Source organism: Paenibacillus alkalitolerans (genome assembly GCF_016482785.1).
GTDB classification, from domain to species: domain Bacteria; phylum Bacillota; class Bacilli; order Paenibacillales; family YIM-B00363; genus Paenibacillus_AE; species Paenibacillus_AE alkalitolerans.
In genome coordinates, this window is the sequence record NZ_JAEMXM010000023.1 from 32,111 (window position 1) to 51,739 (window position 19,629).

At 51.2% G+C, this 19,629-nt stretch carries 21 protein-coding genes and 1 other RNA gene; 4 read left to right on the forward strand and 18 right to left on the reverse strand.

Annotation, left to right across the window (positions count from 1 at the left end; genetic code table 11):
- Nucleotides 1-3 precede the first annotated feature (3 nt).
- From JET16_RS24450 to JET16_RS24460, 3 genes are read left to right on the forward strand one after another with little or no spacing between them, the layout of a single operon-like run.
- Nucleotides 4-972, forward strand: coding sequence for a branched-chain amino acid ABC transporter permease (locus JET16_RS24450; protein WP_199621501.1), 969 nt, complete (start codon nucleotides 4-6; stop codon nucleotides 970-972).
- A 2-nt stretch (nucleotides 973-974) separates the two neighbouring features.
- The gene (locus JET16_RS24455) at nucleotides 975-1,745 is read left to right on the forward strand and encodes an ABC transporter ATP-binding protein (RefSeq protein WP_199621502.1); all 771 of its coding nucleotides are present in this window, start codon (nucleotides 975-977) and stop codon (nucleotides 1,743-1,745) included.
- Nucleotides 1,739-2,455 carry an ABC transporter ATP-binding protein gene (locus tag JET16_RS24460; RefSeq protein WP_199621503.1) on the forward strand — a complete coding sequence of 239 codons (717 nt, stop codon included), beginning with the start codon at nucleotides 1,739-1,741 and terminating at the stop codon, nucleotides 2,453-2,455. The genes JET16_RS24455 and JET16_RS24460 overlap by 7 nt, the downstream gene beginning before the upstream one ends.
- A 224-nt stretch (nucleotides 2,456-2,679) precedes the next feature.
- Here JET16_RS24460 and wrbA read toward each other — a convergent pair whose 3' ends face one another.
- From wrbA to JET16_RS24485, 6 genes are all read right to left on the reverse strand, one after another.
- Entirely contained in the window at nucleotides 2,680-3,354 is a 675-nt protein-coding gene (gene wrbA, locus JET16_RS24465) for an NAD(P)H:quinone oxidoreductase (RefSeq protein ID WP_199621504.1), read from the reverse strand.
- 54 nt (nucleotides 3,355-3,408) lie between these two features.
- Complete coding sequence (locus JET16_RS24470; RefSeq protein WP_199621507.1) at nucleotides 3,409-3,765, reverse strand: DoxX family protein; 357 nt, start codon at nucleotides 3,763-3,765, stop codon at nucleotides 3,409-3,411.
- Between the two features lie 30 nt (nucleotides 3,766-3,795).
- The gene (locus JET16_RS24475) at nucleotides 3,796-4,245 is read right to left on the reverse strand and encodes a MarR family winged helix-turn-helix transcriptional regulator (protein WP_199621512.1); all 450 of its coding nucleotides are present in this window, start codon (nucleotides 4,243-4,245) and stop codon (nucleotides 3,796-3,798) included.
- A gap of 40 nt (nucleotides 4,246-4,285) precedes the next feature.
- Nucleotides 4,286-4,906: a pirin family protein gene (locus JET16_RS24480; protein WP_325176771.1), complete on the reverse strand. Its 621-nt coding sequence runs from the start codon at nucleotides 4,904-4,906 to the stop codon at nucleotides 4,286-4,288.
- The gene (locus JET16_RS30975; protein ID WP_325176772.1) at nucleotides 4,843-5,043 is read right to left on the reverse strand and encodes a hypothetical protein; all 201 of its coding nucleotides are present in this window, start codon (nucleotides 5,041-5,043) and stop codon (nucleotides 4,843-4,845) included. Before JET16_RS30975 ends, JET16_RS24480 begins: the two co-directional genes overlap by 64 nt.
- A gap of 320 nt (nucleotides 5,044-5,363) precedes the next feature.
- Nucleotides 5,364-6,227, reverse strand: coding sequence for a DUF421 domain-containing protein (locus JET16_RS24485; protein WP_199621515.1), 864 nt, complete (start codon nucleotides 6,225-6,227; stop codon nucleotides 5,364-5,366).
- Nucleotides 6,228-6,332: 105 nt separating this feature from the next.
- On the opposite strand from JET16_RS24485, the gene JET16_RS24490 reads away from it, so the two are divergent.
- The gene (locus tag JET16_RS24490) at nucleotides 6,333-6,683 is read left to right on the forward strand and encodes a DUF4363 family protein (protein WP_199621518.1); all 351 of its coding nucleotides are present in this window, start codon (nucleotides 6,333-6,335) and stop codon (nucleotides 6,681-6,683) included.
- A 40-nt stretch (nucleotides 6,684-6,723) separates the two neighbouring features.
- Here the strand turns inward: JET16_RS24490 and JET16_RS24495 are convergent, their stop codons facing one another.
- The 12 genes from JET16_RS24495 to gap all read right to left on the reverse strand — a co-directional run bounded on the left by JET16_RS24495 (nucleotide 6,724) and on the right by gap (nucleotide 19,578).
- Complete coding sequence (locus tag JET16_RS24495; protein ID WP_199621520.1) at nucleotides 6,724-6,927, reverse strand: DUF1657 domain-containing protein; 204 nt, start codon at nucleotides 6,925-6,927, stop codon at nucleotides 6,724-6,726.
- 348 nt (nucleotides 6,928-7,275) lie between these two features.
- Nucleotides 7,276-7,641, reverse strand: a transfer-messenger RNA (tmRNA) gene (gene ssrA / locus JET16_RS24500).
- A 106-nt stretch (nucleotides 7,642-7,747) separates the two neighbouring features.
- Nucleotides 7,748-8,227 carry an SsrA-binding protein SmpB gene (gene smpB, locus JET16_RS24505; RefSeq protein WP_199621523.1) on the reverse strand — a complete coding sequence of 160 codons (480 nt, stop codon included), beginning with the start codon at nucleotides 8,225-8,227 and terminating at the stop codon, nucleotides 7,748-7,750.
- Between the two features lie 367 nt (nucleotides 8,228-8,594).
- Complete coding sequence (gene rnr, locus JET16_RS24510) at nucleotides 8,595-11,210, reverse strand: ribonuclease R (protein WP_199621526.1); 2,616 nt, start codon at nucleotides 11,208-11,210, stop codon at nucleotides 8,595-8,597.
- Nucleotides 11,211-11,466: 256 nt separating this feature from the next.
- The gene (gene secG / locus JET16_RS24515; protein ID WP_325176773.1) at nucleotides 11,467-11,709 is read right to left on the reverse strand and encodes a preprotein translocase subunit SecG; all 243 of its coding nucleotides are present in this window, start codon (nucleotides 11,707-11,709) and stop codon (nucleotides 11,467-11,469) included.
- Nucleotides 11,710-12,166: 457 nt separating this feature from the next.
- Entirely contained in the window at nucleotides 12,167-12,553 is a 387-nt protein-coding gene (locus JET16_RS24520; RefSeq protein ID WP_199621532.1) for a hypothetical protein, read from the reverse strand.
- Between the two features lie 126 nt (nucleotides 12,554-12,679).
- Complete coding sequence (locus JET16_RS24525) at nucleotides 12,680-13,378, reverse strand: M50 family metallopeptidase (protein ID WP_199621533.1); 699 nt, start codon at nucleotides 13,376-13,378, stop codon at nucleotides 12,680-12,682.
- Between the two features lie 39 nt (nucleotides 13,379-13,417).
- A complete protein-coding gene (gene eno / locus JET16_RS24530) occupies nucleotides 13,418-14,704 on the reverse strand; it encodes a phosphopyruvate hydratase (RefSeq protein ID WP_199621534.1) in 1,287 nt (428 codons plus the stop codon).
- 235 nt (nucleotides 14,705-14,939) lie between these two features.
- The gene (gene gpmI, locus JET16_RS24535; protein WP_199621535.1) at nucleotides 14,940-16,490 is read right to left on the reverse strand and encodes a 2,3-bisphosphoglycerate-independent phosphoglycerate mutase; all 1,551 of its coding nucleotides are present in this window, start codon (nucleotides 16,488-16,490) and stop codon (nucleotides 14,940-14,942) included.
- The gene (gene tpiA, locus JET16_RS24540) at nucleotides 16,487-17,248 is read right to left on the reverse strand and encodes a triose-phosphate isomerase (RefSeq protein WP_325176774.1); all 762 of its coding nucleotides are present in this window, start codon (nucleotides 17,246-17,248) and stop codon (nucleotides 16,487-16,489) included. The genes gpmI and tpiA overlap by 4 nt, the downstream gene beginning before the upstream one ends.
- 32 nt (nucleotides 17,249-17,280) lie before the next feature.
- Entirely contained in the window at nucleotides 17,281-18,468 is a 1,188-nt protein-coding gene (locus JET16_RS24545) for a phosphoglycerate kinase (protein ID WP_199621538.1), read from the reverse strand.
- 105 nt (nucleotides 18,469-18,573) lie between these two features.
- Nucleotides 18,574-19,578, reverse strand: coding sequence for a type I glyceraldehyde-3-phosphate dehydrogenase (gap, locus tag JET16_RS24550; RefSeq protein WP_199621540.1), 1,005 nt, complete (start codon nucleotides 19,576-19,578; stop codon nucleotides 18,574-18,576).
- Nucleotides 19,579-19,629: the final 51 nt, after the last annotated feature.

The following is a 19,629-nucleotide window of genomic DNA, read 5'->3' on the forward strand; positions in this document are numbered from 1 at the left end:
ATCATGGACTTTTTGAATCCTTATACGCTGCAGGTCATTACCTTTATATTTCTCAATTTGATTCTCGCCATCAGCATTTATGTCACCCTCTCGACCGGGCAATTATCCTTAGGGCATGCAGGCTTTATGGCCATTGGAGCCTATACGGCTTCCATGGCAACGAAATCCGGCGATCTGCCGCTGATTGTCGCTTTGCTTCTAAGTATCGTTTTGACCGGGATCATCGCTTTAATTGTCGGCTATCCGACCCTGAGGCTGCATGGGCTTTACCTGGCGATCGCCACTCTGGGTTTCGGGGAAGTGGTTCGCGTATTCCTGTTGAACCTGGAATTTACGAACGGAGCGCTCGGTTTGACCGGCTTGAAATCGATCGGCTCCCGTATGTATGATCTGGAGAAAGCCATCGGCATCAATGCATCCGCGTTCGGAATGACCGTAACGCAAATGAAAACTTTATCTACGTTGATTGCGCTTATACTGCTCTTCGTTGTAATTCTCTGCGGCCAGATTCGCTTAAATCGTTCGCGGGTAGGACGAGCTTTCAGCGCCATCAAAGCCGACGAGACTGCCGCGCGGGCGATGGGAATCAACATCGCCTACTATAAGATGCTGGCATTTTTGATCGGTTCCATGTTGGCCGGACTTGCAGGAGGACTCTATGCCCACATTACCACGGCGATAACGCCGGACGATTTCAATTATCATCGCGTGGTGGAAATATTGTCCTTTGCCGTTATCGGCGGCTCGGAAGTGATCATCGGTCCGCTCTTTGGCGCCGCGCTGTTGACCGGGCTGCCGGAATTTCTGCGGATCCTTTCCGAGTATAAAATGCTCTTCTACGGCATCCTGCTGATCCTCGTCATGGCTTTTCGTCCGCACGGGATAATCACCGCCGGCACGTTCGCCATGCTGAGAAAAAACGCGAAAAAAATCCCTTCCGCTAAAAATTCAGACACCGAAAGGGGGATATAGGCATGTTGCTGGAATTAAAACAGATCGGAAAATCGTTCGGCGGGATCACCGCCCTGACAGATGTCAGCTTTCAGGTCGAGAAAGGACAGATTCTCGGGTTGATCGGGCCGAACGGCGCGGGCAAAACGACGATCTTTAATATGATTACCGGGATATTTCCTCCGACGACAGGCACTATTGCTTTTGCCGGAACAAACCTAAATAAGCTTCCCCCGCATAAAATCACTTCCATCGGCATTGCCCGAACGTTCCAAAATATTCGTCTTTTCGGGCACATGTCTGCGCTGGAAAATATAAAGGTCGGCATGCATACGGTGACCAAAACCGGGTTCTGGGGTTCCCTTCTGAAGCTTCCCGCGCAAAAACGCGAAGAAGCATTCGTGCAGAAGCGGGCGATGGAGCTTCTTGATTTCGTGGGACTTCGCGAGGTCGCCGATACGAGGTCGGACTCACTTGCTTACGGCCAGCAGCGCCGCCTTGAGATTGCGCGCGCTTTGGCGGCCAATCCGCAGCTGTTGCTGTTGGATGAACCTGCCGCGGGGATGATCGAGAGCGAAACCCGCCAGCTGATGGAACTGATCCGGAAAATCCGAAGCAACGGCACGACTGTATTGCTGGTGGAGCATGATATGCCGCTCGTAATGAACCTGTGCGATAAAGTCGTATGCATCAATTTCGGAGTGAAGATTGCGGAAGGAACGCCGGAATATATTCAAAATCATCCGGATGTGATTGAGGCTTACCTCGGCAAGGAGGAGGAAGAATCATGCTGACGATACGCAACGTCGAAACCTATTATGGAAACATCCGGGCGTTAAAAGGCATTTCTCTCGAAGTGCCGGCGGGCAAAATCGTCTCGTTGATCGGAGCCAACGGAGCGGGTAAAACGACAACAATGAAAACGATCGCCGGTTTGCTCACCCCAAAAAGCGGAACGATTGAGCTGAACGGCAAACAGGTTCAAGGTCTCCGTCCGCATCAGCTGGTGCAGGAGGGGCTTGCCTTGGTGCCGGAAGGACGCCAGGTGCTTGGACCGATGACCGTACTCGAAAACCTTGAGCTTGGCGCATACCGGAGAAAAGACCGCGCGGGCATCCAGCAGGATATTGAAAAAATGATGTCCTGGTTTCCGATCTTGAAAGAGAGGGTGCGCCAGCTTGCAGGAACGATGTCGGGCGGCCAACAGCAAATGCTGGCCATTGCGCGGGCGCTCATGTCCCGGCCCAAGCTGCTTTTGTTGGACGAGCCTTCGATGGGGCTTGCTCCGTTAGTCGTTGCGGATATTTTCAAGGTTATCCAGCAAATCAACAATGAAGGCACTACGGTGCTGATTGTGGAGCAAAATGTCCGCCAGGTGCTGAAAATCGCCCATTACGGCTATGTGCTGGAATCCGGACAGATTGTGCTGGACGGGAATGCGCAGGAGCTGCTTCATAACGATAAGGTCAAGGAAGCTTACCTTGGCGTGAAGAAGCACGCTTAAGGGATACTTACTTTGGGGCTATCCTTCAGGTCTTTTCAGACCGCTTCAGGATAGCCCCTTCTTTGTGGATATGTTTATACATAAACTATCCTTACCATAGTGAAATACCACATCTCTAATACAGGTAATTACACAATTGGGCTACTGATTAATATCGCACATTCAACTTTGACTGTTTGCCATTCAAATCCTTTGTCGGCAAAGAGGAAACTCCAGTTTTGTAATTATTGGATTCCTTTTTTAACCCATTCAGCAACGGTAATTACACGTTTCGTTTGATGAGCAACAGCGGCTTGATAAGCTTGCTTATCTCCAACGATTTGATTGTTTTGGTCAACAGCAACGCTGGTTCCATACGGATTTCCACCTGCTGCAAATAGGGATGGGTCTGTGTAACCTGGTGCAACAACAATTGCACCCCAATGATACATGGTAGTGTACAACTGAAGAATGGTTTGTTCTTGACCACCATGAGCATTTTGAGCAGAAGTCATTGCACTAACTACTTTGTTCACAGTTTTTCCCTGGAACCAAATGCCGCCTGTAGTATCCAAGAATTGCTTGATTTGGGATGCGACGTTTCCGAAACGGGTTGGTGTGCTAAAAATAATAGCGTCCGCCCATACAATATCGTCTGGGGTAGCAACTGGAATATCTTTTGTGGCTTCTACATGAGCTTTCCAAGCAGGATTTCCTTCAATAACGGATTGTGGTGCAAGTTCTTGAACTTTGAAAATTTTAACTTCTGCGCCTGCTTGTTTCCCTGCTTCAGCAGCCCACTGAGCTAATTGATAGTTCGTTCCGGACGTGCTGTAATAAATAATCGCTAATTTTACATTTGACATTTGTATCGTCTCCTTGTCGGTTGTTTTTCCAAAAAATTTATTTAAAAAACCCATTGCTTTCACCTCAAAAGAATACCTTTATTGTCATCAATGTATGCATGCTCCTGTTCAAACTAAAGAGTTCAAATTAATGATTGCCACAACAATGGACAAGATAAGCAATATAAATGGTGCTCCCAAGTTTTTCACTGGGTCCTTCATCCGGATATGAGTGATAAGTGCTCCAATCATTGTCGCGGCGAGAAGAATACCTGCGAGTGCTGCGAATTGCGGCTTCCAAATTCCCACAATCATTCCCACAGCGCCAATCACTTCGATTAACCCACTGAAGACACGGAATCCTTGAGAATAACCATAACGTTGAAATTCCTGAACCATCTGCTTAGCACCAACAATTTTCATCAAACCAAACATTAGAAACCCTAAAGCCAAAATTACCTGCAAAACGATGGATGTGATCTGCATGTTAGCCACCTCTCATGATTATTGAAATATTTATTGTAAATTTTTTGCGCCTAGCCCAATTTTCTTTAGCAACTCAATGAGTTGTTCTTTTTCTTCGTTACTTACAAAAGATAAATTTTTGGATATCGTTTCAACATGTTGTGGGAAAATTTCATCGAATAGTGCATTTCCTTTTTCCGTCAAGACAACATTCGAAGCACGGCGGTCTGTTGGACTTGGTTGCCTTTCTACAAAACCCTTTTTTTCCAATTTATCCACAACGTAAGTGATACTTCCACTCGGAATTGAAAGAGTTTCACTGATTTTTTGTACTGGATGTGGTCCCTTGCTATATAGAAGTTCAAGAATCATAAAATGCTCAGGATTAATTTCATAACGGTCAATATCCTTACGAACATTATCGAAAAGAACTTTGGAAGCTTTCATCCAAATACGAAATAGCCTTAAATCAAGCTGGCCTTGTTTATCTCCTTGATACATAAAATCAACCTCCTTCCAAGGAATGAATGATCTATGAATGTTATTTTGGCTTTCGATACAGCGGATAATCAACTTGAGTTGGAATCTCAATTAGCAGCATCCGAAGTTCTTCACCTTTAGATTGAATGGTAATGGTTTCATCTTTCTCCGATTGAATAATAACAAAATCTTTGTTCTCAAATGAAACCTCCTGTCCTTCAATCACACCGTCACCTCTTATAGCTAAACCGGCGAGTGTCCGATTAGGTGAGAGAAGATACGCATAGGTTGCACCATTTGCAATTTGAACATCATACATTTTTGCATCTGTAACGATATTGATTGGTGAATGTTCGCCAAGTATCGTCTTAACCGTTACACCATTCTCGGAAACGATTGAAAAATCTTCATGCACGTATTTTCTGTAAGTTGGTGGACGCTTTATGGCTTCATTTAGGTACGGCTCGAACCAAATTTGAAAGCCTTCTGATGGCTCAAGAAGAGATTCGGCATGGGATATACCTGAGCCAGCTTGCATGACTTGAACACCGCCAGCACCAACTACGCTATCTGTACCAAGAGTATCTTGGTGACGGCCTTTACCCTTAATGTTATAGCTTAATATCTCGAATCCCTTATGAGGGTGAAAGCCAATCCCACCTTCGCCTTTGGATTGTGCCATGCCCAGTAAAATAAAGGACCGAGGCGATTAATAAGGGAACCCTCACCAGAAAACCCAATCGGCTTTTGTTCTGTTATTTTGCCGCCATCAAATTCTCCTTTTGCTTGGTCCTGTGGTTTAATGATTTTAATTTCCATTTGTAGCCCTCCTTTGCTTTTAATAAAGTTTGTATATCTAATAATTATATCCTAATATTATTAATCCTAACATTAGGATAAATTTATCCTAACACTAGTATATCGTTTTTGTCAACTGATATTTCAGACAAATTTTAACCATCATAGAGATGCGTAAGCGTCAAATAACCCCCATCTTGTCTTCAAGTTGAAGGCTGATCTATAGAATACAAAAAGCTGGATCTGTAATGAGCAGAATCCAGCCGGGAGGTTGAGCGTTTCACCGAACAGTACCTAAACACATGATTGATATTAATGTTCATTTTTTTCTAGAACCATTTCTACTCTTTTAAATAGAGGGATAAATCATCAAAAAGCCTATCCATTTGTTTGGCATAGCCTTGGTACATTTTTTTGGCTTCTTCATTACCGGTTTGAAGCGAAAAGTTTTGCAGGTCTGCTTTAAGTCTCTTAATGTTAGCAGCGGCTAACATCTTCTGTTTGATTTGCGGCATCTTGAGCACATCATTATACAGATCGACATAAACGTTACCCTTGGAATCAATTTGCGCCAGAAATACTTCCGAAAATCCCTTAGCTCCCTGCTTCATGATTTCCCCCAACAGCCATTCTTTGGAATAGCCATATTCGCTCAGACTTCTTTCCATTACATTTCCATCGATGATTACAAGATGCGGGTGATGTCCCATTTCTACAACCAAACCCATATCTTTGGGCGTTAAGGGCTGCGCGTCGCTTTTTTTCATGACACTAATAAATCCGTTTGTTTCCATTACGGCATATTCCACATCGGATAGGTTAAATGCATTACTTCTTCGTAAATAAATCATTAGTTCATCTACCGTTAGATTTTCCTTTTTTAAATTCTTTTCAAGTATTTTTCCGTTCTCAATCAAAACAGTAGGACTGCCTCCGGTGAGTATACGAAAGCGATATGATTTGAGAGAAATAATTGAGATGAGAATCGTTAAAAATCCCCAAATAAACATCCCAATATAGAAATTAGACATCCTTATATCAGGGTTAAATGACAACTCTGCCGCTATACTTCCAATGCTTATACCTACGATATAATCAAAAAATGTCAGCTGTGAAACTTGCTTCTTTCTCATTAAACGAGCCAAAATTAAAAGGAAAATATATCCGCTGATTGACCTGATAAGAATGATTACAAACTCGGGCAAGATCTCACTTCCTTCACTTCTAACTTGTATTTATTAACATTATGGGACAAACTAACGGTAAACATACTGAAATGGAATGGGAGACATTTCCAAGGAGTGTTCCAAATGGCAAGAATTTATTCGGTTTTGGGGCTGTTCATGGTTTTAACCTTTACCTCGGCTTGCAGCATGATGAAATCGGAGAAGGATGATGTACTATTCAATAAAGTGGAGGAGATAAGAAGCCAGATTGAACAAGAAGAGTGGGATGAAGCATTTTCTTCCCTCATAGTTACGAAAAAAGAATATGAAAATCGGAAATGGAAGATGCAGCTATTAGGTAGTCAAAAGCACTATCAAGGGATCGAACGGGAAATTGATACGTTAATTGAAATTATTAAAGAGAGGGATACAGTTGAGTCTAAATCTAGGTTATTACAAATTAAACATTATCTAACTGTCATTTATAACTTTTGAAACAGGAAAAAGACCTTCTCAATCGGAAGGTCTTTGGTTTTTACTCCTTATACTGAGGTTCTTCCAGTTCGATTTGCTTAACGCGTGATTCCAATCCTTCGATTAAGGTTTTCATCTGCTCGGCGGCATTGGCATAGACTTGTTTAGCTTTCTCATCTTGTGTCTGAAGAGCAAAAACTTCTAAACTTGCCTGAACACTTTTCGCATTGGCCAATGCCTGCTTAACTTGCGTGCCTACCGTCATTAGTACCTCCATGAGCAGTTGTTATTTCTTCATAAATTGATTTTTTATATTTTCCCTAATGATTTCCATTTATATACTTACTTACTACCCAAGCTACACGTAATAGAAAAGCAAAATCCACAACCTCATGCGGTTGTGGATTTACATGGTGGAGGCGAGGGGAGTTTCCAAATCACGATTGAACTTGCTGACGAAGCGAATTCACCGATGCAAACCGCAGCGGTAGATTTGGAATGACGTGCTCGGTCGGCAAGCCGACCTGCGCGCGACCCGAACCCCTCCCTGGGGCTTCGCCTCCCCTCTTTGCCTCCACTAAAAAACACTGACCTCATGCGGTCAGTGTTTTTATGGTGGAGGCGAGGGGAGTCGAACCCCTGTCCGAAAATAACGCCACACAAGCTTCTACGGGTGTAGTTACGGTATTAAGGTCATCTGGCCGACGCCCCGGAACCGGCTTCGAACCAGATCAGCCTGATTGTCTTCTTCCGTCCGACCCCAGGCGGAGACCGGGCGGCGTATCCCACTAAAGTTGAGCCCCTATCCTAGCACATGGGCGATGCTAGGTAGAAGCACGTGTGCAGGTTATTAAGCTGCTACAGCGTAAGAAGGTTGTGCTTTGCCATTTATTATGGCTTTCGCGTTGATGAAGCGGACGCAGCCCCGCTACCCGCAACTCATGCTCGTACTATTCCCGTCGAATCCAAAAACGCCCCCAAGTTATAAATGGTTCACAATCATTATACCATGAACCCGCCGCAGCCAACGATGGATAGTGGTGGGTCCGCAGCGCAATGTAACCATGGAAACCGAACCAATCCGATTACCGCGCCACCTTTTGCCGTTCCTTGAGTGCCCGTTGGATGTCGCGCTGCGCGTCTTTCTTGGCCGCCGTCTCGCGTTTGTCGTAGTTCTTCTTACCCTTTGCGAGGCCGACCAGCACTTTCGCATAGCCGTTCTTGATGTATATTTTCAGCGGAACGAGCGTGTAGCCTTCCTGCTTCGACAATCCGAGCAGCTTCGCAATCTCCTTCTTATGCAGGAGCAGCTTGCGCGCGCGGGTCGGGTCCGTCGGGTTGTACCGGTTGCCCTGCTCGAACGGCGAAATATGCATGTTATGGATGAACATCTCTCCATTGCGGATCGTGGCGAAGCTGTCGGAGATGTTCGCCTTCCCTGTGCGCAGCGACTTAATCTCGGTGCCTGTGAGCACGATTCCCGCTTCGTAATGATCCTCAATGAAGTAGTCATGCGAAGCTTTTCGGTTTTGGGCGAGCAGCTTGCCTTCGCTTTTCTTCGCCATGACGTACCCCTCCATGCAAAAATGGTTCGATCTATAATGATACCAACTGCATGGCGAGAAATCAAGTAGGAGGCGAAGATACGAGCTTTTAGCATAAGGGACGTTCGAGTACTTATTGCCGGATCAATGGAGCGTCGCGCTCAAGATAAGGGTTTTTCGAGTACTTATTTGGAGAAGATTCCGCGTAAATCGCACAATAAATCCGAAATAAGTCCCTCGGAATCCCTTAACACCAGTCCGCGTCGTATTGATGTCAGGAAATAAGTACCCGTCAGGTACTTATCGCTCCGAGCCGGTCCGAACCACGCCGCCGCCCCGACCAAGCGTAATCGCCGCCAAAAGAGCGTGGAAGCGCAAGGACCAGCCGCTAGTCCTTGCGCTTCTTCTTGCGCCGCTTCCCGCCGCCGCCCGCACCGTCGGTGCGCGCAACCGGCGCGCTCAATTCCATCGCCGCTTCAGCGGCAAGCAGCGCGGGAGCTGGGGCGCCGGCCGGGCCGCCCTTCTTGCCGCGCTTGCCGCCCTTCGGCTGCTTGTTCTTGCCTGCGGCGGCGGATCCCGCTTTACCGCCGGCACGCTTCGGCTTCCCTTTGCCGCGACCGCCGCCGGCTTCCCCGCCTTTCGCGGCAAAGCCCCAGAAGTCTTTCTTGCCGGACCCGGACGCCGCCCCCGACTCGCCTTCGCCGCCTCGCTGCTTACCGCGGCCTCCGCGATCGCCGCCTGCAGCCGGCTCCGCGCCGAACACCTTCGGGCGGCTCCGCTTCCCGCGCCGGCCGCCGCCGGCCGCGCCGCGCGCAATCGCTTCCGGGCCGCGGATCAAGCTCGCCTTGCCGCCCGCTCGCGACTTCATATCCACCATCTCGAAATCGATGGTGCGCTCCTCCACGTTCACGCGCGCCACGCGAACCTTCACTTCGTCGCCGATACGGAATATCTTCGACGTACGTTCGCCGATAAGCGCGAGCTGCATTTCGTGGAAGTGATAATAGTCGTCGGTCAAATCGCTGAGACGCACCAGACCTTCCACCGTGTTTTCCAACTCGACGAACATGCCGAACGACGTCACTGAAGATATGATGCCTTCGAATTCTTCGCCGATCTTATCCAACATAAACTCGGCTTTCTTGAGAGCGTCCGTCTCCCGCTCCGCTTCCACCGCCAGCCGCTCGCGCTCCGAGGAATGCTGCGCGATATCGGGCATCCGCGCCGTCAAATGCTCGTGCCGATGCTCGTCAAGCGAGCCTGCGCCCGTTAACGCCTCGCGAATGACGCGGTGAATGACCAAGTCCGGGTACCGGCGAATCGGCGACGTAAAGTGCGAATAAAACTCCGCGGCCAAGCCGAAGTGCCCAAGCGGCTCCGCATCGTATTTGGCCTGCTTCATGGAACGAAGCATGACGGTGGAAATCACCGTCTCCTCTTTCGCCCCCTTGATCTCTTCCAGAAGCGACTGCAGCGCGCGAGGGTGAACGGTATTGCCTTTGCCCTTCACGACATAGCCGAAATTCGTAATAAACTGCATGAAGTGCGCCAGTTTCTCCTGATCGGGATCCTCGTGAATACGATACAGGAAAGGCACCTTCAACCAATGGAAATGCTCCGCCACCGTCTCGTTCGCCGCCAGCATGAACTCCTCTATGATCATCTCGGCGATCGTTCGGGGCCTCTTCACAATGTCGACCGGTTTCCCGTTCTCGTCCACCTTTACCTTCGATTCGCTGAAATCGAAGTCGATGGCTCCGCGGCGCATCCTTTTGTTCCGCAAAATCATCGCAAGCTCTTTCATCCGCAAAAACATCGGCATTAACGAGTCGTAGCGGGAAACCAGTTCCGGTTCCGGCTCCGCATCCTCGTCCACCAATTTCCTTACGTTCGAATACGTCATCCGCTCCACCGTCTTGATCACAGACGGATAAATATCGTGCCGCACAATGCGCCCGCTCGGATCGATCTCCATGTCGCACGACATCGTAAGCCGGTCCACCTGCGGGTTCAATGAACATATTCCGTTCGACAGGCGGTGAGGCAGCATCGGAATGACCCGGTCCACCAAATACACCGACGTCCCCCTGTTGAACGCTTCCCGGTCCAGCGCCGAGCCTTCGCGAACGTAATAACCGACATCCGCGATGTGCACGCCAAGCAAATAGTTGCCGTTCTCCAGCAGATCAACATTCACCGCATCGTCCAGGTCCTTCGCATCTTCCCCGTCGATCGTGACGATAGTGCGGTCGCGCAAATCGCGGCGTCCGGCGAGCTCTTCTTCACGAATCGTGTCCGGAGCCGCTTCGGCCTCCGCCATCACTTCCTCGGGAAACGCTTCCGGCAAACCGAACTTCCGGATGATGGACAAAATATCCACTCCCGGATCGTCCTTGTGGCCGAGAATTTCCACCACTTCGCCTTCCGCCGCCGCCCGTCCGTCGGGATACGTGACCAGTTTGACGACGACCTTTTGCCCTGATACCGCACCCTTGAATTTTTCCCTAGGCACAAAGATGTCCTTCTGAATGCGGCGATCATCGGGAATGACGAATGCGTACGTTTCATGATTTTCGAACGTACCGACGATTTCCGTATTGGCGCGCTTTACGACCCTAACGACTTCACCCTCGAGCTTGCCGCCGTTCGGCCCGCCGCGGCCGGTAACGCGTCCGAGAACGATATCGTTTTGCATCGCGCCCTTCATATCGTTTGCGTGAATATAAATATCCGGATGATCCCGGTCTTCCGGAATGAGAAAGCCGAAGCCTTTCGGATGCGCATGAAGCCGGCCGCGGACCAAGTTCATCCGCTCCGGCACTCCGTAACGCTCCGTGCGCGTGCGCAAAATATCTCCTTCATTCTCCATATCATTGAGAAGCTTAACCAGCTCTTTGAACGCTTCCGCGCCCTCGGCTCCGAATTGCACCGTAAGCTCCGCCACTGTCATCGGTTTATACGCGCCTTCGCGCATAAACTCAAGCAGCTCTTGTTTTGTAACCATAAGCTCTCACCTCGACAATCGACCAATCTCGTACAAATGTCCGTTTCAACATCTCTTTATCATTGTATCCATAAGAAAAACTTCTAACGAAGTAATTCAAGGAAGCGGGTACGTCCTTTAGCGGAAGTTTTTCTTGCAACATTAGAATTAACCTTCTTACGTCTGAAGATTTATCAATTCTTATGTTTAAAAAAATAAAAAACAGCAGGCTTAGTTTGACCCGCTGTATGTCCGTCTCATTCATGTATGAAAATTCCTATCGAACCACATAAGCGACTACGATCGTCAAGATGAAGAAGCCCGCCGCAAGCACCATCGTCAAACGCTGCAGCAGCAAGTCCAATCCGCGCGCCTTCTGCTTGCCGAAGAGATGCTCGGCGCCTCCGGTGATAGCCCCGGACAATCCGGCGCTCTTGCCCTTCTGGAGCAACACGATCGCGATCAATGCCAAAGAAAAAACAATGAGAAGTACTTTGAAAAACGGTTCCCAAAACTCCACAACTTCCACCTCCAACGCCAAATGCTCACGTAAAGGTCATTTTACCACATTTCTTGCGCGAAGGCAACCTGCCTGTACAACGCAATCCTTTTCCACTGCCGCCGCCAGGTCCTCATTGCAGAATTCCTCCGCTCCACATATAGATATTCTTTTCTAGGCTGTCTTGGACTGTATGTATTTATTCATTATTTCGTATACAAGGCTGCGGAATGACGAAGGAGCCGCCTATGTCAAGCGGCTCCCCCGCTCCGTGATACTTACCGATTAATATCCGAAGAATACCGTACGAGTAATGATCACCAATAGGATAAAAAGAACAAGAATTGTGCCAGTCGTTGTGACTCCTACGCCGCCAACACCTGTCATTTGTGCCGCACCTCCATTACCCATTGTTGTTTATCGGCCATAGCCAATCATAGCTTATGCCCGGACGGCAGATGATGATTGGACGATTGCCTTATCTTCTTCTGTTTTTTGTCTTGCTGTTGTTGTGCCTGGTTTTGCCGTGGACGGTGCTCCTTGTTAAAGCATCCGGCTGCTGCAAGCTGCGGGCGGAAGACTGAACCGGCCCAAGCGAATTGAGCATTTCAAACATCGGCCTCATTTGTTTCACCATGCTCATTAGCTTTTGCAGCTTCCCCATTGTGGAAATCATACCGTCAAGTCCTCCCAGCAGAGAATCTATGTCTCCCGCTCCGCCGGCCGGATTGGAGGAGCCTGTCGTTCCGGGGGATCGGAGGCCCTGGAACGCTTGATTTAGAAACTGACCCGGCAGCGACGTCCCATACTGGCCCGGCGAGAACGGGAAGAAGCCCTTCACGTAGGCTTTATTGCGCTTTTTCATAGACACCCCCCCTTCAAAAAAAAGTCCGCTCACCTCAGTTTATGTACCGGACGGACCGCGGGAATGGGTTGCCAACCATATGAATAGAGTACAAAAAAAACGGACCCGCAGGTCCGCTTGGCTGCCTCAAGCGCCTATTTGGCGATTGAATTTGTTGTTGCTTGCTGTCCATGGAAGAAAATAGCCGATCGCCTTCTTTGCGCTCCATAGCGAGAAAATGAAGAAGAACGCGCCCCACACGACCGCCGGTATGCTCGTAACGCCGGCCAAGTTTGCGGCGTCTCCCGCAGCCGGCGGATTGTTCCAAGATAGAAGCAGCACCGTAAACGCGCTAAGCACCGACTCGACCAATGTCAGGAAGGCGATTAACAAGTAATATATCGTTCTGGCGAAGCCGATCGGGATAAGTATGGCGATCGCGTTCAACCCGATAAAGCCGAGCAGCCATTGCGCGCCGTAATCGTTTCTGACGAACAATATGAGACTCGCAACCGCTACCGCCGTAACGAGCAGCAGCCCGAGCCGGTAATAGCCGCGGCGATGCAGGTAAAACAACAGCACGGTGAACAGGGATGCGGCCACGTAACCGGCCAGTCCTATGGGAATAAGCTGCCATCCGTGCCTGATCGCCGACGACGTGACTCCGCTATGATCCTCGTACAGGTGAATGTACATCACTTGGCCGGAAAGGAACAGCGTAGCCGCCGCATGACCGAACTCGTGGATCATCGTGTCGATGTTGCGGAAATACTCGGAAAAGGGGAGCCACTGCGTAAGCGCGAAGGATCCCACCAAAAATGCCAGCGTTATGATCCATCTGCCCACGAGCGACTCCCCCGTTTGTCGTTTTTAATCAATTATACTTTATTTTTTTATGTTGTAGAACGCGCTCTTGCCGGCATATTGCGCCGCTACGTTGAGATTGTCCTCAATGCGCAGAAGCTGGTTGTACTTCGCCACGCGGTCGGTACGGGACGGTGCGCCCGTCTTGATTTGGCCCGCGTTCGTAGCCACAGCAATATCCGCGATCGTGCTGTCCTCGGATTCGCCGGAACGGTGGGAAATAACCGCCGTGTAGCCTGCGCGCTTCGCCATCTCGATCGCGTCGAACGTTTCGGTAAGGGTGCCGATTTGGTTCACTTTGATCAGGATGGAATTGCCGATGCCTTTGTCGATACCTTCGGCCAAGCGCTTCGTGTTCGTTACGAACAAGTCGTCGCCGACAAGCTGAACTTTGGCGCCGAGTTTATCGGTAAGGAGCTTCCAACCTTCCCAATCGTCTTCGGAGCAGCCGTCTTCGATCGTGATGATCGGGTACTTCTCCACCCAAGAAGCGAGAAGATCGACGAATTCCGCCGGCGTGAAGGACTTGCCTTCGCCCTCCAAGTGGTACTTTCCGTCTTTGAAGAACTCAGTTGACGCAACGTCCATGCCGAGGAACATGTCCACACCCGGCTTGTAGCCTGCGCGCTCGATGGCGGTGATAATCGTCTTGATCGCCTCTTCGTTCGACTCGAGGTTGGGAGCGAATCCGCCTTCGTCGCCTACAGCGGTGTTCAGACCTTTCTCTTTAAGCACGGCCTTCAGGCTGTGGAACACTTCCGCGCCTGCGCGAACCGCTTCTTGGAATGTAGGCGCGCCGACCGGCAGCACCATAAACTCCTGCACGTCGACGTTGTTGTCCGCATGCGCTCCGCCGTTCAAGATGTTCATCATTGGAACCGGGAGCGTCTTCGCGTTGAAGCCGCCAAGGTAGCTGTACAGCGAGACGTTGAGCGCATCGGCCGCAGCGCGGGCAACCGCCATCGATACGGCAAGAATCGCGTTGGCGCCGAGCTTACCTTTATTCGGCGTTCCGTCCAGTTCGATCATGCGGTTGTCGATTGCAACTTGGTCGAGCGCATCGAGGCCGATCACTTCAGGAGCGATGATGTCGTTGACGTTGGATACCGCTTTTTGTACGCCTTTGCCGAGGTAACGGGACTTGTCGCCGTCGCGAAGCTCTACCGCTTCATGAGCGCCTGTGGAGGCGCCGGACGGAACGATGGCGCGGCCTTTCGCGCCGGATTCAAGGTGAACTTCCACTTCAACGGTCGGGTTTCCGCGGGAATCGAGAACTTCGCGTGCGTAAACGTCGGTAATGATGGTCATGGGGTACACTCTCCTTCAATTTTTATGAATAAGCTCAATAATTGACCTTATTTATTGCAATAGGCTCAATAATTGACCCTATTTAAGTAATCAACGCTTGAAATCGCGTGCTATTCTTGAGAATAACGGCCATTGGCCGTCTTATTCGTTAAATATTTATCCTTGTAACGATTAATAGGGTTGAAAATTCACCTTATTATCCGCGATAGGGTCATTATTTGACCTTATGCGGCTTCTACTTCAACAACGAGCGGCCCGTCATCTCTGGCGGCTGCTTGAGGCCGAGCAGCTGCAGAAGCGTCGGCGCGATGTCCGCCAGGATTCCGTCGTCACGCAAGGACAAGCCTTCGCGGGTGACGATGAGCGGCACCGGATTGATCGTATGCGCCGTGTTCCGCGTTCCGTCGGGGTTCGTCACGACGTCGGCGTTGCCGTGGTCGGCCGTGATGACGGCGATGCCGCCTTTGGCCACAACGGCTTCCACCACTTTGCCGAGGCAGTCGTCGGTCGCTTCCACCGCGCGAATCGTCGGTTCGAGCAAGCCTGAGTGGCCGACCATGTCGGGATTCGCGAAATTGAGCACGATCGCGTCATGCTTGTCGGACTCGATTTCGCGGACGCAAGCTTCGGCCACCTCGTACGCGCTCATCTCCGGCTGCAGGTCGTATGTCGCGACCTTCGGAGAATTGATCAGCACGCGCGTCTCGCCCGGAAGCTCGACGTCCCGTCCGCCGCTGAAGAAGAACGTGACGTGAGGGTACTTCTCCGTTTCGGCGATGCGCAGCTGCTTCAAGCCGTTCTGCACCAGCACTTCTCCATATGTGTTGTCCAGCTCTTTCGGCTTGTAAGCGACGTATCCGTCCACCGACTCGCTAAAGAGCGTCAAACATACGAAGTACAAATTTTTCGGAGCTTTCTCGCCGCGGTCGAAGCCGCGGAAGTCCGCGTTGGTGAATACTTGCGACAATTGGATGGCGCGGTCCGGGCGGAAATTGAAAAATACGATCGCATCGCCCGATTCAACCAGCCCTACCGGTTCGCCGTTCTCTCCGACGATGACCGTCGGCATCACGAACTCGTCGAATACCGATTTCTCGTGCGATTCGATGATCGCCTTCATCGGGTCCGTGTATTTAGGACCTTCTCCATATACCATGGCGCGATACGATTTCTCGGTGCGCTCCCAGCGCTTGTCGCGGTCCATCGCATAATAGCGCCCTTGTACCGTTGCAATGCGTCCGACGCCGATCTCCGCGATTTTCCCTTGCAGCGCGCTCATATACTTGTGCGCGCTGTCAGGCGCCACGTCGCGCCCGTCGAGGAAGGCATGGATGTACACTTCCTCCAATTCTTCCTTCTTGCACACTTCCAGCAGCGCGAAGAGGTGCTCGATATGGCTGTGCACGCCGCCGTCGGAAAGAAGTCCGTACAGATGCAGCTTCCTGCCGTTGTGTTTCGCATGCCGCACCGCGCCGAGAATCGTTTCGTTCCCGAAAAATTCGCCTTCCCGAATCGACTTTGATATACGGGTCAAGTCTTGGTACACGATGCGGCCGGCTCCGATATTCAAGTGGCCGACTTCGGAGTTGCCCATCTGACCTTCCGGCAAACCCACGGCTTCCCCGAAAGCCGTCAAGGCCGTATGCGGGTACGTATTCCAGTACCGGTCGAAGTTCGGCTTCTTGGCCTGCGCCACCGCATTGCCCTGGTCGTCGCCCCGCAAAGCGAATCCGTCAAGAATGATCAGCGCTACCGGTTTCGGACGTTTGCCGTTGACAGCGCTCATGCGCGCGCCCCCTCAACGAGAGCGATATAAGAAGCAGGCTCCAACGACGCCCCTCCGACAAGCGCTCCGTCGATGTCCGATGCGGACATAAATTCGCGCACGTTCGCCGGCTTTACGCTTCCGCCGTACTGAATGCGAATTTTCGCCGCCGTTTCGCCGCCGAACTTATCGGCCGCCACGCTGCGGATATAGCCGATGACTTCATTCGCGTCTTCGGCGGTGGACGATTTGCCTGTGCCGATTGCCCAAATCGGTTCGTATGCGATGACAACCGCTGCGGCTTGCTCCGCCGTCAAGCCTTCAAGCGCGGCTAACGTCTGCACGCGGCACACTTCCTTCGTGCTCCCCGCTTCGCGCTCCTCAAGCTTCTCGCCGACGCAAACGATCGGCGTCAAGCCGTATTTGAACGCGGCATGCGTCTTCTTGTTCACCGTTTCGTCCGTCTCGGCAAAATATTGCCGGCGCTCCGAGTGGCCCAAGATTACGTACTTCACGCCCAAATCAACCAGCATCGGTCCCGAAATTTCTCCGGTATAAGCTCCGGACTCTTCCCAATGCATGTTCTGCGCTCCGACTCCGACCGATGTGCCTTTCGCCGCTTCAACGAGCGCGGGAAGCGCCGTGAACGGGGCGCATACCACAGCCTCGACTCCCTGCACATTCGCTGCCGCCTGCTTCACTTCGTTTACGAACGCCGCGGCCTCGGAGCCCGTTTTGAACATTTTCCAGTTGCCCGCTATGATCGGTGTTCTGCTCAACTGCTTCGCCTCCCCAATCTAGAGATCATGTATTACTTATCGTTCAAAGCCACAACGCCCGGAAGCGCCTTGCCTTCCATAAATTCAAGCGACGCGCCGCCGCCTGTGGAGATATGGTCCATCTTGTCGCCGAGGTTGAACTTCTCCACCGCAGCCGCCGAGTCTCCGCCTCCGATAACGGTGTATCCGGACGTTTCGGCGCAAGCTTGCGCCACCGCCCGCGTGCCGTGCGAGAACGGCTCGATCTCGAACACGCCCATCGGCCCGTTCCAGACGACCAGCTTCGACGATTTGATCGCCTCCGCGTATATCTCGCGCGATTTCGGACCGATATCGATGCCTTCCCATTCAGCCGGGATACCGTCGACGCCGACGATTTGCGTGTTTGCGTCGGCGCCGAACTTATCGGCTACCACAATATCGACCGGCAGCAAGAAGTTAATGCCTTTCGACTTCGCTTTATTGATAAAACCAAGCGCAACGTCGAGTTTCTCGTTGTCGACCAGCGATTTGCCGATTTCATAGCCTTGCGCCTTCAAGAAAGTATAGGACAAGCCACCGCCGATGATGACGTTATCGGCGATCTCGAGCAGGTTGTTGATGACGTCGATTTTATCTTTCACCTTCGCTCCGCCGACAATTGCCGTAAACGGACGGTCCGGGTCGGACAACGCTTTGCCGAGAACCGCAAGCTCTTTCTCCATCAGCAGGCCGGATACCGCCGGCAAGTGATGAGCGATGCCTTCCGTCGAAGCGTGCGCCCGGTGCGCCGCGCCGAAAGCGTCGTTCACGTAAATATCCGCGAGAGACGCAAACGCCTTGGCCAACTCCGTATCGTTCTTCTCTTCGCCCGGATAGAAGCGGACATTTTCAAGCAGCAATACATCGCCGCTGCCGAGAGCGTCGACTTGCGCTTTGACGGCGTCGCCGATCGCTTCGTCGGCTTTAACCACCGGACGGCCCAACAACTCCGATAAACGAGCCGCGACAGGAGTCAGACGCATATCTTCAACGACTTGTCCTTTCGGACGCCCCAAGTGGCTCGCGAGAATCACTTTCGCGCCTTTCTCCGTCAAGTAACGAATCGTCGGCAATGTCTCGCGAATCCGCGTGTCGTCGGTAATCCTGCCGTCTTCAAGCGGCACGTTGAAGTCGACCCGCACGAACACCCTTTTGCCCGATACGTCGATGTCTTTCACGCTTTTTTTGTTATAAGCCATGACTTCGCTCTCCTCCCGTTATATGTACTTAAACCCGCCGAAAGGCGCCCCCGTTTATTGAGAACCGGTGCGCCTTCCGTGTATACGGGCTCTAATGCTTACGGATTAAAGACCCTTCTTTGCGATATATGCGGCCAAGTCGACGACGCGGTTGGAATAGCCCCACTCGTTGTCGTACCAGGACACGACCTTGACCATGTTGCCTTCCACAACCATCGTGGAGAGCGCGTCGATCGTGGAGGAAGCCGGGTCGCCGTTGTAGTCGCTCGATACGAGCGGCTCATCGGAGTAGTTCATGATGCCTTTGAGCGGACCGTTCGCCGCTTCTTTGAGCGCTCCGTTCACTTCGTCGACCGTTACGCTGCGGGAAAGCTCTGCCACGAGGTCCGTAACGGATACGTTCGGAGTCGGAACGCGGAACGACATACCGTTGAGCTTGCCTTTCAACTCCGGCAATACCAAGGAAACGGCTTTCGCCGCGCCCGTTGTGGACGGGATGATGTTTTCCGCTGCAGCGCGCGCGCGGCGAAGGTCTTTGTGCGGCAGGTCAAGCACTTGCTGGTCGTTCGTGTAGGAGTGAATCGTTGTCATCATGCCTTTAACGATACCGAACTTATCGTTAAGCACTTTCGCGAACGGCGCCAAGCAGTTCGTCGTACAAGATGCGTTGGAGATGACCGTATGCTCTGCCGGGTTGTACTTGTCTTCGTTAACGCCGATTACGATCGTGATATCTTCGTTCGTTGCCGGAGCGGAGATGATGACCTTCTTCGCGCCGCCTTTAAGATGAGCTTCCGCTTTCTCTTTCGCCGTGAAAATACCCGTCGATTCGATAACGATTTCTACGCCTACGCTTGCCCAAGGCAGGTTGCCCGGGTCGCGCTCGGAGAATACTTTCACCAGCTTGCCGTTGACGACCAATGCGCCTTCGGTCGCTTCGACCGTTGCGTCGAGCTTGCCGTGAGTCGTGTCGTATTTAAGCAGATGCGCAAGAGTATTTACGTCCGTAAGGTCGTTAATCGCTACGATTTCTACTTCGGGGTTGTTCAAAGCTGCGCGGAACACGTTGCGGCCGATGCGGCCAAATCCGTTAATGCCTACTTTCACCATTGTCGTTTCCTCCTAATAATAAATGATTTATTTCAAGACAGCTACCGCGGG